15 protein-coding genes are annotated in these 14050 nt (G+C 67.4%); 13 read left to right on the top strand and 2 right to left on the bottom strand.

The window, feature by feature from the left end:
* The first annotated feature begins 17 nt into the window (after positions 1 to 17).
* The 5 genes from B8W69_RS21890 (at position 18) to B8W69_RS21870 (ending at position 5127) form a co-directional block, all read left to right on the top strand.
* Positions 18 to 1535, top strand: coding sequence for a carboxylesterase/lipase family protein (locus B8W69_RS21890; RefSeq protein ID WP_085291868.1), 1518 nt, complete (start codon positions 18 to 20; stop codon positions 1533 to 1535).
* Between the two features lie 18 nt (positions 1536 to 1553).
* Positions 1554 to 3566 (top strand): DUF7064 domain-containing protein, encoded by a 2013-nt coding sequence (locus B8W69_RS21885; protein ID WP_085291867.1) that lies wholly within the window; start codon positions 1554 to 1556, stop codon positions 3564 to 3566.
* Positions 3567 to 4061 carry a gluconokinase gene (locus B8W69_RS21880; RefSeq protein ID WP_085291866.1) on the top strand — a complete coding sequence of 165 codons (495 nt, stop codon included), beginning with the start codon at positions 3567 to 3569 and terminating at the stop codon, positions 4059 to 4061. It abuts the gene before it with no gap.
* Between the two features lie 67 nt (positions 4062 to 4128).
* The gene (locus B8W69_RS21875; RefSeq protein WP_044485838.1) at positions 4129 to 4518 is read left to right on the top strand and encodes a TA system antitoxin ParD family protein; all 390 of its coding nucleotides are present in this window, start codon (positions 4129 to 4131) and stop codon (positions 4516 to 4518) included.
* 30 nt (positions 4519 to 4548) lie between these two features.
* Positions 4549 to 5127, top strand: a complete 579-nt coding sequence (locus tag B8W69_RS21870; RefSeq protein ID WP_085291865.1) for an ATPase — start codon at positions 4549 to 4551, stop codon at positions 5125 to 5127.
* 26 nt (positions 5128 to 5153) lie between these two features.
* Here B8W69_RS21870 and B8W69_RS21865 read toward each other — a convergent pair whose 3' ends face one another.
* Positions 5154 to 6155 (bottom strand): DoxX family protein, encoded by a 1002-nt coding sequence (locus B8W69_RS21865; RefSeq protein WP_085291864.1) that lies wholly within the window; start codon positions 6153 to 6155, stop codon positions 5154 to 5156.
* Positions 6156 to 6256: 101 nt separating this feature from the next.
* On the opposite strand from B8W69_RS21865, the gene pncA reads away from it, so the two are divergent.
* Entirely contained in the window at positions 6257 to 6817 is a 561-nt protein-coding gene (gene pncA / locus B8W69_RS21860; RefSeq protein WP_085291921.1) for a pyrazinamidase PncA, read from the top strand.
* A complete protein-coding gene (locus B8W69_RS21855; protein ID WP_085291863.1) occupies positions 6817 to 7617 on the top strand; it encodes a ketosteroid isomerase family protein in 801 nt (266 codons plus the stop codon). Before pncA ends, B8W69_RS21855 begins: the two co-directional genes overlap by 1 nt.
* A gap of 12 nt (positions 7618 to 7629) precedes the next feature.
* Here the strand turns inward: B8W69_RS21855 and B8W69_RS21850 are convergent, their stop codons facing one another.
* Positions 7630 to 7980, bottom strand: coding sequence for a DoxX family protein (locus tag B8W69_RS21850; protein WP_085291862.1), 351 nt, complete (start codon positions 7978 to 7980; stop codon positions 7630 to 7632).
* A 168-nt stretch (positions 7981 to 8148) separates the two neighbouring features.
* On the opposite strand from B8W69_RS21850, the gene B8W69_RS21845 reads away from it, so the two are divergent.
* The 6 genes from B8W69_RS21845 to B8W69_RS21820 all read left to right on the top strand — a co-directional run.
* Positions 8149 to 9144 (top strand): sigma-70 family RNA polymerase sigma factor, encoded by a 996-nt coding sequence (locus tag B8W69_RS21845; RefSeq protein ID WP_085291861.1) that lies wholly within the window; start codon positions 8149 to 8151, stop codon positions 9142 to 9144.
* Positions 9134 to 10462 (top strand): ABC transporter substrate-binding protein, encoded by a 1329-nt coding sequence (locus tag B8W69_RS21840; RefSeq protein WP_085291860.1) that lies wholly within the window; start codon positions 9134 to 9136, stop codon positions 10460 to 10462. The genes B8W69_RS21845 and B8W69_RS21840 overlap by 11 nt, the downstream gene beginning before the upstream one ends.
* 119 nt (positions 10463 to 10581) lie before the next feature.
* The gene (locus B8W69_RS21835) at positions 10582 to 11427 is read left to right on the top strand and encodes a carbohydrate ABC transporter permease (protein ID WP_165762666.1); all 846 of its coding nucleotides are present in this window, start codon (positions 10582 to 10584) and stop codon (positions 11425 to 11427) included.
* The gene (locus B8W69_RS21830) at positions 11414 to 12256 is read left to right on the top strand and encodes a carbohydrate ABC transporter permease (RefSeq protein ID WP_085291858.1); all 843 of its coding nucleotides are present in this window, start codon (positions 11414 to 11416) and stop codon (positions 12254 to 12256) included. The genes B8W69_RS21835 and B8W69_RS21830 overlap by 14 nt, the downstream gene beginning before the upstream one ends.
* Before the next feature lie 2 nt (positions 12257 to 12258).
* Positions 12259 to 13329: an ABC transporter ATP-binding protein gene (locus tag B8W69_RS21825; RefSeq protein WP_085291857.1), complete on the top strand. Its 1071-nt coding sequence runs from the start codon at positions 12259 to 12261 to the stop codon at positions 13327 to 13329.
* Positions 13310 to 14050: patatin-like phospholipase family protein (locus tag B8W69_RS21820; protein WP_110882021.1), on the top strand; the 741-nt coding region annotated here is incomplete at its 3' end. The genes B8W69_RS21825 and B8W69_RS21820, both read left to right, overlap by 20 nt.

The raw sequence follows: 14050 nt of genomic DNA, 5'->3' as shown, positions 1-14050 counted from the left end.
TCGGTTACCGTCGGGTTATGCATCAGCGCACGGTCCGCGCACGCACGGCTATCGGCACCGTCGAAGGCTTCACCCGCGACGGGGTCACTCGGTGGCGGTCGATTCCGTACGCCCGTCCACCGGTGGGAAATCTGCGCTTCCGGGCGCCGCAGCCGGCCCAGCCGTGGTCGGGTGTTCGGCACTGCCATGGCTTCGGCAACTGCGCGCCCCAGCAGCGCCGCTACACCCTGCTCGGCATGTCGGGTTTGGGAGGCCGCTACCAGCCGATGAGCGAGGACTGCCTCACCCTGAACGTTGTGGCACCCGAGGGTGCCGTCGAGGGTCCGCTGCCCGTCATGGTCTTCATCCACGGCGGCGGATATTTCCTGGGCAGCTCGGCGACGCCGCTGTACGACGGCGCCGCCCTGGCACGCCGGGGATGTGTATATGTATCGGTGAACTACCGGCTGGGCGCGCTGGGGTGCGTTGACTTCTCGTCCCTGTCGACGCCGGAGATCACTATCGACAGCAACCTGTACCTGCGTGACCTGGTGCTGGCGCTGCAGTGGATTCGCGACAACATCGCGGGATTCGGCGGTGACCCGGACAACGTCACCATCTTCGGCGAGAGCGCCGGCGCGTGCATCACCGCCTCACTGCTGGCGGTGCCCGCCGCCAAAGGCCTTTTCGCCCGGGCGATCTCGGAAAGCCCGGCCTCGGGACTGGTGCGGTCGAGGGAGGTTGCCGCGGAGTTCGCCAACCGTTTTGCCAACCTGCTCGGGGTGCGCAGGCAGGACGCGGCCAACGCGCTGATGTCGGTGTCCGCCGCCCAACTGGTGGAAACCCAACATCAACTGATCGACGAGGGCATGCGGAACAGGCTGGGCGCCTTCCCGATCGGCCCCGTCTTCGGTGACGACATCCTGCCCCTGGATCCGGTGGAGGCGATGCGGCACGGCGAGGCCCACCGGGTCCCGCTGATCGTGGGCACGAACGCCGAGGAGGGACGGTTGTTCACCCGGTTCCTGGCGATGTTGCCGACCAACGAGACGATGGTCGAGGAGCTGCTTGCCGAGGCGGAACCCGCTGTCCGCGAACGCATTACCGCCGCATATCCCGACTATCCCGAGCGCGCGGCGTGCATCCAGCTCGGTGGCGACTTCGCGTTCGCGTCGGCGGCCTGGCAGATTGCGGAGGCCCACGGCACGCACGCGCCGACGTACCTCTACCGGTACGACTACGCGCCGCGCACGCTGCGCTGGTCCGGTTTCGGAGCCACCCATGCCACCGAGTTGCTCGCGGTTTTCGACGTTTACCGCACCAGATTCGGCGCGTTGTTGACCGCGGCGGCCGACCGGCGCGCCGCGTTGCGGGTGAGCAACCAGGTGCAGCGGCGCTGGCGGGCCTTCAGCCGCACCGGCGTGCCGGGGGAGGACTGGCCTCTCTACACCGCCGACGACCGGGCCGTGATGGTCTTCGACCGCAAGTCCCGCGTCGAGTTCGATCCGCACCCGCATCGCCGAATGGCATGGGACGGCTTCTCACTGGCGCGATGACCTGGCACGCTAACCCTCATGCATGCCGAGACCGAGCAAGTCATCGAACGACCCAGTGACCTCACCGCCTCCTGGCTGGCCACGGTCGTCGGCACCGGACCCATCGCCGACTTCTCGGTGGAACGCATCGGTACCGGCCAGATGAGCGAGTGCTACCGCGTCCGGCTCAGCTATGCCGAGGGGCCCTCGGAGGGACCCGAGTCGGTGGTGCTGAAGGTCGCGGCCACCGACCCGATCAGCCGGCAGACCGGGCTGGCGCTGGGGCTCTACGAGCGGGAGGTGCGCTTCTACGGCGACATCGCGCCGCGGCTGGGTGGGCCCGTCGCGCCCTGCTACCACGCGGCGGTCGACACCTCGACGGGCGTGTTCGACCTGCTGCTGGGCGATGCCGGGCCGGCCGTCGTCGGCGACGAAATCGCCGGCGCCACAGTCGAACAGGCCCGCTTGGGGGCGGTCGAACTGGGTCGGCTGCACGGACCGCTGCTCGGCGACGCCTCGCTGGCCGAGGCGCCGTGGCTCAACCGTGAGCCTCCGCTGAACCAGGCCATGATCACGCCGCTGTACGCCGGTTTCGTCGACCGCTACGGCGACCAGATCGCGCCGGAGCACCGCGTGGTGTGCGAACGCCTGGTGGCCGCGTTCGACGGCTACCTGGCTCAGGAAGGGGAGGCGCCCGAGCGGCGACGCCTCCAAGGCCTGGTGCACGGCGACTACCGCCTGGACAACATGCTGTTCGGTACCGATGGCGCCGATCGCGCACTGACGGTGGTCGATTGGCAGACCGTGTCCTGGGGTCCGGCCCTGACCGACCTGGCCTACTTCCTCGGTGGCGCGATGCCCACTGAGGACCGTCGGCAGCACTACGACGCGCTGCTGCGCGCCTACCATGACGCGCTGGGTCCGCAGGCGCCGGTCACCCTGGCCGACGTCGCCGACGGGGTGCGCCGGCAGAGCTTCTTCGGGGTGATGATGGCAATCGTCTCGCCCATGCTGGTCGAGCGCACCGACCGCGGCGACCGGATGTTCATGACGATGCTGCAACGGCACTGCGACCATGTGCTCGACACGGGCGCGCTGTCGACGTTGCCCGCACCAGTCGCGTCCGAACCGTTGCGGCCCACGGACGAGGACGAACTCGCCCACGATCCCACCGCCGAACCGCTGTGGAGCGAGAGCTGGTACGCCGACTTCGCCGACGCGGCACAGGGTTTGGGCGGCTGGTTCCGTCTGGGCCGGGTGGCCAACGAGCAGACCGCCTGGGTGCACGTCCTGTTGTGCGGCCCCGACATGCCGACCGTCGCCGTCGATGCGCAGGTACCGCTGCCGTCGGACCCGTGGGCGGTGCGCACCGAGGATTTCGATCTCGGCCATTCCGCCGAGGTGCCGCTGCAGAGCTACCGCGTCGACGTGCGGGCGCGGGGCCAGGCCTACGCCGATCCGTCCGCGTTGTTGCGCGGGGAGCCCGGAACGCCGGTCGAGATGGCCATGAACCTGGTGTGGGCCACCGACGGCACGCCGTACAAGTATGGGCTGACGACGCGTTATGAAATTCCGTGCACCGTGTCGGGCACCGTCACGATCGACGACACCGGCTACCGCATGAAATCCGTTCCCGGGCAGCGTGATCACTCCTGGGGCGTGCGCGATTGGTGGGGCATGGACTGGATCTGGAGCGCGCTGCACCTGGACGACGGCACCCACCTGCACGGCGTGAACATCCGGATTCCCGGGGCGCCCGCGTTCAGCATCGGCTACGAACAGGGTGCCGACGGCAAGGTCACCGAACTGCAGGCCGTTGATTCGCGAGAGTCGTTCGCCGACAACGGGTTACCGCTCGACGCAACTTTGCGGCTCATGCCGGCGGAGATCACTGCGGACGTGAACGTGCGCGGTCAGGCGCCGGTCCGGCTCGTCGCGACGGACGGGCGGGTCAGCCAGTTCCCCCGCGTCTGGGCCACGATCAGCGCTGCCGACGGGCGCAGCGGTGTGGGTTGGCTGGAATGGAACCGCAATCTCGGCGACCACACGTAGGTGAACGGATCGGTCCCCGTCGTGGTGATGGGCGTCTCCGGATCGGGCAAGTCCACGGTGGGGGCGGCGCTCGCGCAGCGCTTGCGGGTCCCGTTCGTCGACGCCGACACCATGCACCCGGCCGCCAACATCGCCAAGATGGCGGCCGGCGAACCGCTCGACGATGGCGATCGCTATCCCTGGTTGGAACGGGTCGGCGACTGGTTGGCGGCCCACCGCGACGGCGGCGTCGTAAGTTGTTCGGCGCTGAAGCGGAAATATCGCGACCAGTTGCGCGCGCACTGCCCGGGCGTGGAGTTCCTGCACCTCTCGGGTTCGGCCCAGCTGATCGGCGGCCGGCTGGCGACCCGGACCGACCACTTCATGCCGGCCGCGCTGCTGCGCTCGCAACTGGACACCCTGGAGCCCCTCGGTCCCGACGAGGCCGGCATGACCGTCGACGTCGGCCCCGGCATCGACGCCATCGTGGATACCGTCGTACGGGCTCGCGGGTAGCCGGGGCCTGCCCAACCATGTAGCATTATGCTACAGTTTGTAACGAAGTGTTGCATTGGAGGAAGCCATGGCCGAGGCTCTCGATCGTGTCACCCGGGTCGCATCCGACCTGATGGACAGCGCGGCGGCTGAGGGTGCCCGGCAGAGCCGCTCGGCCAAGCAGCAACTCGACCACTGGGCGCGGGTCGGGCGGGCGGTGTCCAGCCAGCACACCGCCTCGCGGCGACGGGTGGAAGCCGCCCTTGCCGGCCAGCTCGCGACCAGCGAGCTCACCGTCGAGGAGGGCGTGGTGTTCAACGCCGAGATCTCCGCGGCCATCGAAGAAAGCCTGGCGCGCACCAACTACGGGGCGACGCTGGCCGGGCAGGGGGTCACCACGGTGGCCCTCAACGACGACGGCGAGATCGTTGAGCATCGGCCCGACGGCGCCGCGGTGGTGCTTGCGGGCGGGCGCTGACCCGGCGATCGTCGGCGGTTCGGCGGTCCGATGGATCGACTTGACCTGGTAGTCGGGCCGAACGGTGCCGGTAAATCCACGTTCATCGCGTTCACCCTGGCGCCGCTGTTGCCGGGAAGCCTCGTGGTCAACGCCGACGAGATCGCGCGGCAGCGCTGGCCGCAGGATCCGGCCTCGCACGCCTACGACGCCGCGCGCATCGCCGCCGACACCCGCGCCAAGCTGATCGAACTGGGTCGGTCCTTCATCGCCGAGACGGTGTTTTCTCATCCCTCCAAGCTGGACCTCATCCATACCGCGCGCCGCGCGGGCTTCACCGTCGTGCTGCATGTGCTGCTCGTCCCGGAAGACCTTGCGGTGGAACGCGTACGGCACCGCGTGCGGGCCGGCGGTCATGACGTGCCGGAAGCCAAGATCCGGGGGCGCCACCGCCGGCTGTGGACGCCAGTCGCCGAGGCCATCGCCTCTTCTGACCTCGCGACGGTCTACGACAACAGCCGACTGCGCGGCCCGCGCATCGTCGCCCGGCTCAGCGGCGGCCTGACAATCGGCTCGCCGGAGTGGCCGGCGTGGGCGCCGGAGAACCTGCGGTCGCGCTGGCCCGACTAACTCAACCGGGCTGCCCGCGCCCGTGACTACCAGGACAGCTTGCGGCGGCCGGTGTCGACCTGACTGCCGACTCGCTCGCGCGCGGTGTCGGCCAGATCGCTGCCGCGCTGACGGGCGGTTTCGGCGAACTCCTCGCCGCGCGCCCGCGCCGTGCTGGCCAGCTTCTCACTGCGCTTGCGGGCCTTCTTGGCCAGCTTCTCGCTACGTTTGCGGGCCTTCTTGGCCAGCGGCGCGGCCCGGTCGGCGGCCTCGTCGGCTAACTCTTCGCTGCGCTTGCGTGCCTTCTCGGCCAGGTGCGCGGCGCGGTCGGCGGCCTCGTCTGCCCATTCCTCCCCACGCTTGCGCGCCTTCTTCGCCAACGGCGCGCCACGCTCGGCCGCGGTGCTGGCCAGTTCGCGGCCGCGTTCGAGTGCGGCCTCGGCGTAGGGCGCACCACGCTCGGCCGCGGTGCTGGCCAGTTCGCGGCCCCGCTCGGCGCCGATCTGCAAGCCGTGTGCGATCCGATCACCCAGCTCGGAGAAATCTGCATCGAAGGCCGAGTCGTCAGAGCCGGGCCACGCCGACGACACGCGCTCGGAGAGCCGTTCCGCCGCGCGCCGGCCACGCCACCCGAGTGAGGGCTTACCGGCGGTGTCGGCGGAGGCGATCAACAGGCCGCCCAAGAGGCTGAGGTCGGTGAGAAATTGTTGGCGTTTCTGGGCTTTAACCACCGGGTCGCTCTCGTTCCAGAACGAGTGCGTACCAAGGTTGGCCGGCAACACCGTCACCGCGAGCGCCGCCGACGCGATGCGGGGGAGCTTACCGGTGGCAAGCAGCAGGCCGCCGCCGATTTGAACGGCCGCGGTGATCTGCGCGACCGTCTCGGGGTCGCTGGGGATGCTGCTGCTCACCGAATCCGGCAACGCCTGAAGACCGTCCACCGCCGGGGCCGCGGCCTCGGCCGCGGATTTGGGATTGAGCAGTGAATTGACTCCCTGCCCGATGAAAGCCACTGATAACAGGGGTCGCGCGATTCTCCTGAGCACCATGGCGGGTGTATTACCCGGCTGCCTGTTGAGCAAACCGTGGGGTCGATATCCCCAGCTAGATCGGCATAGACATAGAGGTGCGCACCGATAGGGTGGAGCGCGTGCGAGCGTTGATCATCGTCGACGTGCAAAACGATTTCTGCCAGGGCGGCTCCGTGCCCACCGCCCGCGGCGCAGAGGTGGCGCCCGCGATCAACGACTATCTGTCCGGCGACCCGGGCTACCACTACGTCGTGGCCACCCAGGACTTCCACATCGACCCGGGTGATCATTTCTCCGACCGGCCGGACTTTTCATCCTCCTGGCCAGTGCACTGCGTCGCTGGAAGCGCGGGCGCGGATCTTCGGCCCGATCTGGACATCCGGCGCATCGATGCGGTCTTTCGCAAGGGCGCTCACGCAGCGGCTTACAGCGGTTTCGAGGGCGTCGCCGAGAACGGGACGACGCTGCTTGATTGGTTGCGGCGGCGAGGGGTCGACGAGGTCGACGTGGTCGGCATCGCCACCGACTTTTGCGTCCGCCGAACCGCCGAGGATGCGGCGGCGGCGGGCCTGACCACCAGGGTGCTGTTGGGCCTGACCGCGGCCGCGGCCGTGGATTCCGCTGCCGAGGCGCTGGTGGAAATGCGCTCCGCCGGCATCGAGTTGGTCGGGGGGCCGTAATGGTGGTGCCGTTGGATCGGGAACATCTGCTGGCCGCCGTGGAACGCTCGCCGCAGGCGGCGACCGCCCATGATCGCGCCGGGTGGGTGGGACTGTTCACCCGCGACGGCCGGATCGAGGACCCGGTGGGCTCGCGACCGCACGTGGGGCATGAGCAGATCGGCCGCTTCTACGACACATTCATCGGTCCGCGTGACATCAAGTTCCATCGCGATCTCGACATCGTCGTCGGCACGGCGGTACTGCGTGACCTCGAGCTCGAGGTGGCGATGGGTTCGGCCGTGACGATGTACATTCCGGCCTTCCTGCGCTATGACCTCCGAGAAACCAACGGCGAGTGGAAGATTGGCGAACTACGCGCGTACTGGGAGCTTCCCGCCATGATGGTGCAGTTCCTGCGCTCCGGCTCCGGCGCGGTGGGCCCCGCGCTGAACCTGTCCAGGGGGCTGGTGAGCAACCAAGGCTGGCGGGGGACCGCCGGTTTCATGACCGGATTCCGTCGGGTGGGAGCGCGTCACCAGCGGCTGGTGACCACCTTTCTCGACGCAGTTGCGCGGAAGGACACGTTTTCCGCGGCACGGCTGCTGTGCTCGGATGCCGCGATAACTTTGGGCGATCGCGACCCACTCGAACTGGTCGAGCTGGCGGAGCAACTGGACGGGGCCGGCGCGACCAAGATGAACAGCGCGGGCCCCACCGTCGCGGTGTCGCTCCACTCGGGTCACGGGCGTGCCATCGTGTTCGCCGATGTGGCCTGGCGCGGCAACGCGATCAACCGGATCAGGTACTTTCCCGCCTGACCCCCGGATGCCTCACCGGACCACCATCAGCGCCAGCGAAGCCGCGGACAGGCACAAAAACGCGCCGGGAAACGCGATGTTGTACAGAACGCGTGCCCTCAGGTGCGTCGCCACCGCTGCGACGAAAAACACAACCAGGCCGGCGGCGGCAGCGACGCCCAAATCCCGCAGGCCCAGCAGGCCGACAACGATCCCGACGGCTCCGGCCAGCTTCACTGCGCCCAGCGCAGGCAACCGCGACCGCGGGACCCCGACCTGGGCAGAGCTCGCCAGCACGAATCGCGCCGGAACGAAGTCGGCGATGGCGATCGCGGCGGTGATGGCGGCGGTGATCAGCGTGATCACGACAAGTGCGGTGCTCATCTGGATCAATCCCTTGTCGCGCAGCGATTTCGGCAGCGGCGAGTCGAATGCGTGCAGTGCGCGCCGCGGCGCACAATCGATAAGGTCATGGTGCTTGTCTCCTTTGCCACGAGAAGTCCGTTGGACGCGGTCATCTTCTTGACGACTTCCGTGCGAAAAAGGTGACCCATGAGCGCAACTAAGGATTTGGCGGATCTGGCACGGCGTTTCGATGCCGACCGACGACACCTGAGGTCCATCGCGTTCCAGCTGCTGGGCTCGGTGGCCGACGCCGACGACGCCGTGCAATCGGCGTGGCTCAAGGCCAGTCGTGCGGACTTCGATGCTGTCGACAACCTCTCCGCCTGGTTCACCACGATCACCGCGCGTGAGGCGTTCGACCAGCTTCGGGTGCGCAAGCGTCGCGCCGAGCAACCGCTCGGCGGGACCGACGAACTGGACCGACTGGCCCAGACGGCGTCGGCCGCGGCCGACGAGGACGCACTGCTGGCGGAGTCGGTGAGCAGTGCCCTGCTCGTCGTCCTCGACCGGCTGTCCCCGGCGCAGCGTGTTGCGTTCGTGCTGCACGACGTCTTCGCCATGCCGTTCGAGCAGATCGCCGGGCTGATGGATCGGTCACCGGCGGCCACCAAGAAGCTGGCCAGCAGGGCGCGTGGGCGCCTGCACGCCGACCCGGCCGCCCCGCCCCGCCGCACCCTCGACCACCTGCAGGTGATCGAGGCGTTTCTGGCGGCCTCGCGCGGCGGTGACATCGCCGGTCTGCTCGAGCTGCTCGCTCCCGAGGTGGTGCGCACGGTCGATCCGGCCCTCGTTCCGGCGGACGTGCCAACCACGTTGCGCGGCGCCCGCCGGGTCGCCGAGGAGACTCGCCGGTTCGCTCAGCGGGCGCGCGCCGGTGCTGTCATGCTCATCGACGGGGCACCGGGCATCGTGCTCGCCGCCCGCGGGCGCGCTCAGGTCCTGCTGGTGATCGGCGTCGGCGCCGACGATCGCATTCACACGATCGACATCACCAACAACGCCGAGCGAATCCGCCGGGCCGCGCTGACGCTGCCGCGGTGGCCGATCCAGGAACATCACAACCTGATCGGGTACCAAGTACGTCAGACACAGTCGGCCGGGAAACCGGCTACGGGGCAAGACCGGGAGAGCCATGCTCGATAAGCCGTTCGGACGGCGCAACCTGCTGCGGGGTGCCGGCGCGCTTTCCGCGGCTGCGCTGGCACCGTGGCCGGCCGGGTGCGCTTCCGACGACGACGACGCCCTGACGTTCTTTTTTGCGGCCAACCCGGACGAGCGTGACGCCAGGATGCGCATCGTCGACGAGTTTGCCCGGCGCCATCCCGATATCAAGGTTCGGCCGGTGCAGTCCGGTCCGGGCGTCATGCAACAGCTTTCGACGTTTTGTGTCGGCGGGAAATGCCCCGACGTGCTGATGGCGTGGGAACTGTCCTACGCCGAACTCGCCGACCGCGGTGTGCTGCTGGACATGAACACGCTGTTGGCACGCGACAAGACGTTTGCCGACCAGCTCAAGGCGGACAGCATCCCGGCGCTGTACGAAACCTTCACCTTCAACGACAAGCAGTACGCGCTGCCCGAACAGTGGTCGGGCAACTACATGTTCTATAACAAGCGGCACTTCGCCGAAGCCGGGGTGCCCGCACCACCCAAGACTTGGGAACAGCCTTGGGATTTCACCGAATTCGTGGACGCAGCGCGCGCGCTGACCAAGCGTGACGCATCCGGGCGGGCCGCGCGGTACGGTTTCGTCAACACCTGGGGTTCCTATTACTCGGCCGGCCTGTTCGCGATGAACAACGGTGTCGCCTGGTCCAACCCGCGGCTGAACCCGACCCACTTCAACTTCGACAAGGCGGCGTTCCAGGAAGCGGTGCAGTTCTACGCCGATCTGTCCAACAAATACCGGGTTGCGCCGAACGCATCTGAGACGCAGTCGATGTCGACGCCCAACCTATTTGCGGTGGGGCGGGCGGCGATCGCGCTCGGCGGACATTGGCGTTACCAGACCTACATCCGCGCCGAGGACCTTGATTTCGATGTCGCCCCGTTGCCCGTCGGTCCGGCGCTGGGAAAGGGCCACGCCGCGTGTTCCGATATCGGCGCCACCGGACTGGCCATCTCGGCGAGCAGCCCCCGCAAGGAGCAGGCGTGGGAATTCGTGAAGTTCGCGACCGGGCCCATCGGGCAAGCCTTGATCGGTGAATCCTGCCTGTTCGTTCCGGTGCTGCGGTCGGCGCTGCGATCGGACGGATTCGCCAAGGCCCATCGACGGCTCGGCAATCTCAGCGTGCTCACCGAAGGGCCGGCCTTTTCGCAGGGCTTGCCGATCACGCCGGCATGGGAGAAGGTCAATGCCTTGATGGACCGCAACTTTGGGCCCGTCCTGCGGGGCCGCCAGCCGGCTACGTCCTTGAGCGGGTTGTCCCGCTCCGTCGACGAAGTGCTGCGCAGCCCATGACCTCAATGGACGCACCTGGCGCGACCGCCCCGGCCGGGAGGGCGACGCGGGAGGCGCCGGACGATCCGAGCCCATGGCGCCGGCACGCCTGGGCGGGCCGGTTGTTCGTCGCCCCCAACATGGTGGCGGTCGCCGTGTTCATGCTCTTTCCGCTTGGCTTCTCGCTGTACATGAGTTTTCAGCAGTGGGATGTGTTCACCCCGCCAAAGTTTGTGGGCCTGAGGAACTTTTCAGACCTCTTCACCTCCGACCCGCTCTTCCTGATCGCGATCCGCAACACGGTGATCTTCACCCTCGGAACGGTGGTGCCGACTGTCCTCATCAGCCTGGCCGTCGCGGGCGTGCTGAACCAGAAGGTCCGGGGCATCGGCATCTTCCGAACGATTGTCTTTCTGCCGCTGGCCATCTCGTCGGTCGTCATGGCGGTGGTGTGGCAGTTCGTCTTCAACACCGACAACGGCCTGCTCAACATCATGCTCGGCTGGGTCGGGCTCGGCCCGGTGCCGTGGTTGGTCGACCCCCACTGGGCCATGGCCTCGCTGTGCATCGTCAGCGTCTGGCGCAGCGTGCCCTTCGCCACAGTCGTTCTGCTGGCCGCAATGCAAGGCGTACCGGGAACGGTCTACGAGGCGGCCAAGATCGACGGCGCCAGCGAGATAAGGCAATTCGTCTCCATCACCGTTCCATTGATCCGCGGGTCGATATCGTTCGTGATCATCATCTCGGTCATCCACGCCTTTCAGGCGTTTGACATGGTCTATGTGCTCAACGGCCCCAGCGGCGGGCCGGAATCGGCGACCTACGTCCTGGGCATCATGCTGTTCCAGCATGCGTTCTCGTTCCTCGAATTCGGATACGCCTCCGCGTTGGCGTGGGTGATGTTCGCCGTCTTGCTGGTGCTGACCGTAGTGCAGTTGCGCGTCAGCCATCGACGATCTTTGGAGACATCGCGTGGCCTTAAGTGAGGGCGTCATCAGGCACACCGTGGTGCGCGGCGCCATCGTCTATGGCGCGCTACTCGGCGTCGCCTGGTGTGCGCTGTTCCCGATCGCGTGGGCGGTGTCGGGTTCGTTGAAAACGGAAGGCGAGGTCAGCGAGCCCACCCTGCTGCCGGCCCACCCGCGGTGGTCCAACTACACCGAGGTGTTCGCGCTGATGCCGTTCGGGCGGATGTTCTTCAACACCGTGCTGTACGCGGGGTGCGTCACCGCGGGGCATGTCTTCTTTTGCTCACTGGCCGGATATGCCTTCGCGCGACTGGATTTCCGCGGCCGCGATGCGCTGTTCATCGTGTATCTCGGCACGCTGATGGTGCCCTTGACGGTGACCGTGATCCCGCAATTCCTGGTGATGCGGACCCTGGGCTGGGTCGACACGCCGTGGGCGATGATCGCACCGGGTTTCTTCGGCAGCGCATTCGGCACGTATCTGATGCGGCAGTTCTTCCGCACCCTGCCCACCGATCTGGAGGAGGCCGCGATACTCGACGGTTGTACGCCCTGGCAGGTCTATTGGCGAATCCTGCTGCCCCACGCACGACCGGCGGTGATGGTGCTCGCCGTGCTCACCTGGGTCAACGTCTGGAACGATTTCCTGTGGCCACTGCTGATGATTCAGCGCAGCAGCCTGGCCACCCTGACCCTGGGCCTGGTCAGGATGAAGGGCGAATATGTTGCCCGGTGGCCGGTTCTGATGGCAACCTCGATGCTTATCATGCTGCCCCTGGTCATCATCTACGCCATCGCGCAACGCTCCTTTGTTCGCGGAATCGCTGTCACCGGAATGGGCGGCTAGCCATGGCCTCGGTGACATTCGAGCAAGCAACGCGGCGCTACCCGGGAGCCGAGCGCCCGGCCCTGGACAACCTGGACCTCGTGGTGGGCGACGGCGAATTCGTCGTCCTGGTCGGACCGTCCGGCTGCGGCAAGACCACGTCGCTGCGCATGGTGGCCGGGCTGGAAGTTGTGGACTCAGGGCATATTCGGATCGGCGACCGCGACGTGACCAACGTCGACCCCAAGGATCGTGACGTCGCGATGGTCTTTCAGAACTATGCGCTCTACCCGCACATGACGGTGGCCCAGAACATGGGCTTTGCCATGAAGATCGCCAAGACGCCGAAGAACCAGATTCGTGAGCGGGTGTTGGATGCGGCGAAACTCCTTGACCTGCAGCCCTACCTCGATCGCAAGCCGAAGGACCTTTCCGGTGGGCAACGCCAGCGCGTGGCGATGGGCCGCGCGATCGTGCGCCGGCCGCACGTGTTCCTGATGGACGAACCGCTGTCCAATCTCGACGCCAAACTCCGGGTTCAGACGCGTAACCAGATCGCCGCGTTACAACGGCGGCTGGGCACCACCACCGTCTACGTCACCCACGACCAGGTCGAGGCCATGACCATGGGCGACCGCGTTGCCGTCCTGCGCGACGGGGTGCTGCAGCAGTTTGCACCACCCCGCGAGCTCTACCGGAACCCGGACAACGTCTTCGTGGCGGGCTTCATCGGGTCGCCGGCGATGAACCTGTTCACCCTCCCCATCGTGGATTCAGCCGTTTCGCTAGGTGATTGGCCCATAACTCTGCCGCGAGAGATCGCCAGCAGCGCGGGTGAGGTCGTGGTGGGGGTCCGTCCCGAACATTTCGAGCTGGGTGGCCTCGGTGTCGAGATGGAGGTCGACGTGGTGGAGGAGCTGGGCGCCGACGCCTACCTGTATGGGCGAATCACCGGCTCCGGCAAGGTAATCGGCGCGCCCGTCGTCGCGCGGGCCGACGGGCGCAACCCACCGCAGAAAGGCAGCAGGGTACGTCTGCATCCGGAACCCGGGCACCTGCACTTCTTCGGTGTGGATGGCCGCCGAATCTGTTGAACCCCATCTCGATCCGGTTAGGGGGATTGGCGTGAGTATAAACCGTGCAGACTTGGTGTGCGAAGGCGGTGGCGTCCGGGGCATCGGACTGGTTGGTGCGGTCGATGCCCTCGCCCAGGCCGGCTACCGATTTCCACGCGTCGCGGGAACCAGTGCGGGAGCGATCGTCGCCTCGCTGGTCGCCGCGCTGCAGGTGGCCGGTGAGCCGCTGAGCCGGCTGGCCGAGGTGATGCGCACCATCGACTACCGGAAGTTTCTGGACCGCAGTCTGATCGGGCGAGTGCCGCTGATCGGCGGGGGACTGTCGCTGATGACGTCGGACGGTGTCTACCGCGGGGCGTATCTTGAACAACTGCTTGCCGGTCTGCTCGGCGATCTCGGCGTGCGGACTTTCGGCGATCTGCGCACGGGCGAAGAGCCCGAACAGTTCGCTTGGTCGCTGGTGGTGACGGCCAGCGACCTGTCCCGGCGCCGGCTGGTTCGAATCCCGTGGGATCTCAGCACCTATGGCATCGATCCCGACGACTTTCCGGTCGCCCGCGCCGTGCACGCGTCGTCGGCCATTCCCTATGTGTTCGAGCCCGTTCGAGTCGGCGGCGCGGCGTGGGTGGACGGCGGGCTGCTGTCGGGCTTCCCGGTCGAGTTGTTCGACCGGCCGGACGCACAACCGCGATGGCCCACGTTCGGGATTCGGCTGTCCGCGCGCCCCGGCATCCCGCCC

It is taken from the genome of Mycolicibacterium vulneris (assembly GCF_002104765.1).
Classification (GTDB): Bacteria; Actinomycetota; Actinomycetes; order Mycobacteriales; family Mycobacteriaceae; genus Mycobacterium; species Mycobacterium vulneris.
Note: the sequence above shows the minus strand (reverse complement) of the source record. Positions and strands in the feature narration are given on the sequence as shown.

Bases quoted from the DNA above. Each gene is read 5' to 3' on its own strand.
- B8W69_RS21885 (WP_085291867.1), top strand. From the start codon at position 1,554: ATGCATGCCGAGACCGAGCAAGTCATCGAACGACCCAGTGACCTCACC.
- B8W69_RS21835 (WP_165762666.1), top strand. From the start codon at position 10,582: ATGGTGGCGGTCGCCGTGTTCATGCTCTTTCCGCTTGGCTTCTCGCTG.
- B8W69_RS21850 (WP_085291862.1), bottom strand. From the start codon at position 7,980: ATGAGCACCGCACTTGTCGTGATCACGCTGATCACCGCCGCCATCACC.
- B8W69_RS21845 (WP_085291861.1), top strand. From the start codon at position 8,149: ATGAGCGCAACTAAGGATTTGGCGGATCTGGCACGGCGTTTCGATGCC.
- B8W69_RS21870 (WP_085291865.1), top strand. From the start codon at position 4,549: ATGGATCGACTTGACCTGGTAGTCGGGCCGAACGGTGCCGGTAAATCC.
- B8W69_RS21875 (WP_044485838.1), top strand. From the start codon at position 4,129: ATGGCCGAGGCTCTCGATCGTGTCACCCGGGTCGCATCCGACCTGATG.
- B8W69_RS21825 (WP_085291857.1), top strand. From the start codon at position 12,259: ATGGCCTCGGTGACATTCGAGCAAGCAACGCGGCGCTACCCGGGAGCC.
- B8W69_RS21855 (WP_085291863.1), top strand. From the start codon at position 6,817: ATGGTGGTGCCGTTGGATCGGGAACATCTGCTGGCCGCCGTGGAACGC.
- B8W69_RS21840 (WP_085291860.1), top strand. From the start codon at position 9,134: ATGCTCGATAAGCCGTTCGGACGGCGCAACCTGCTGCGGGGTGCCGGC.
- B8W69_RS21890 (WP_085291868.1), top strand. From the start codon at position 18: ATGCATCAGCGCACGGTCCGCGCACGCACGGCTATCGGCACCGTCGAA.
- B8W69_RS21865 (WP_085291864.1), bottom strand. From the start codon at position 6,155: ATGGTGCTCAGGAGAATCGCGCGACCCCTGTTATCAGTGGCTTTCATC.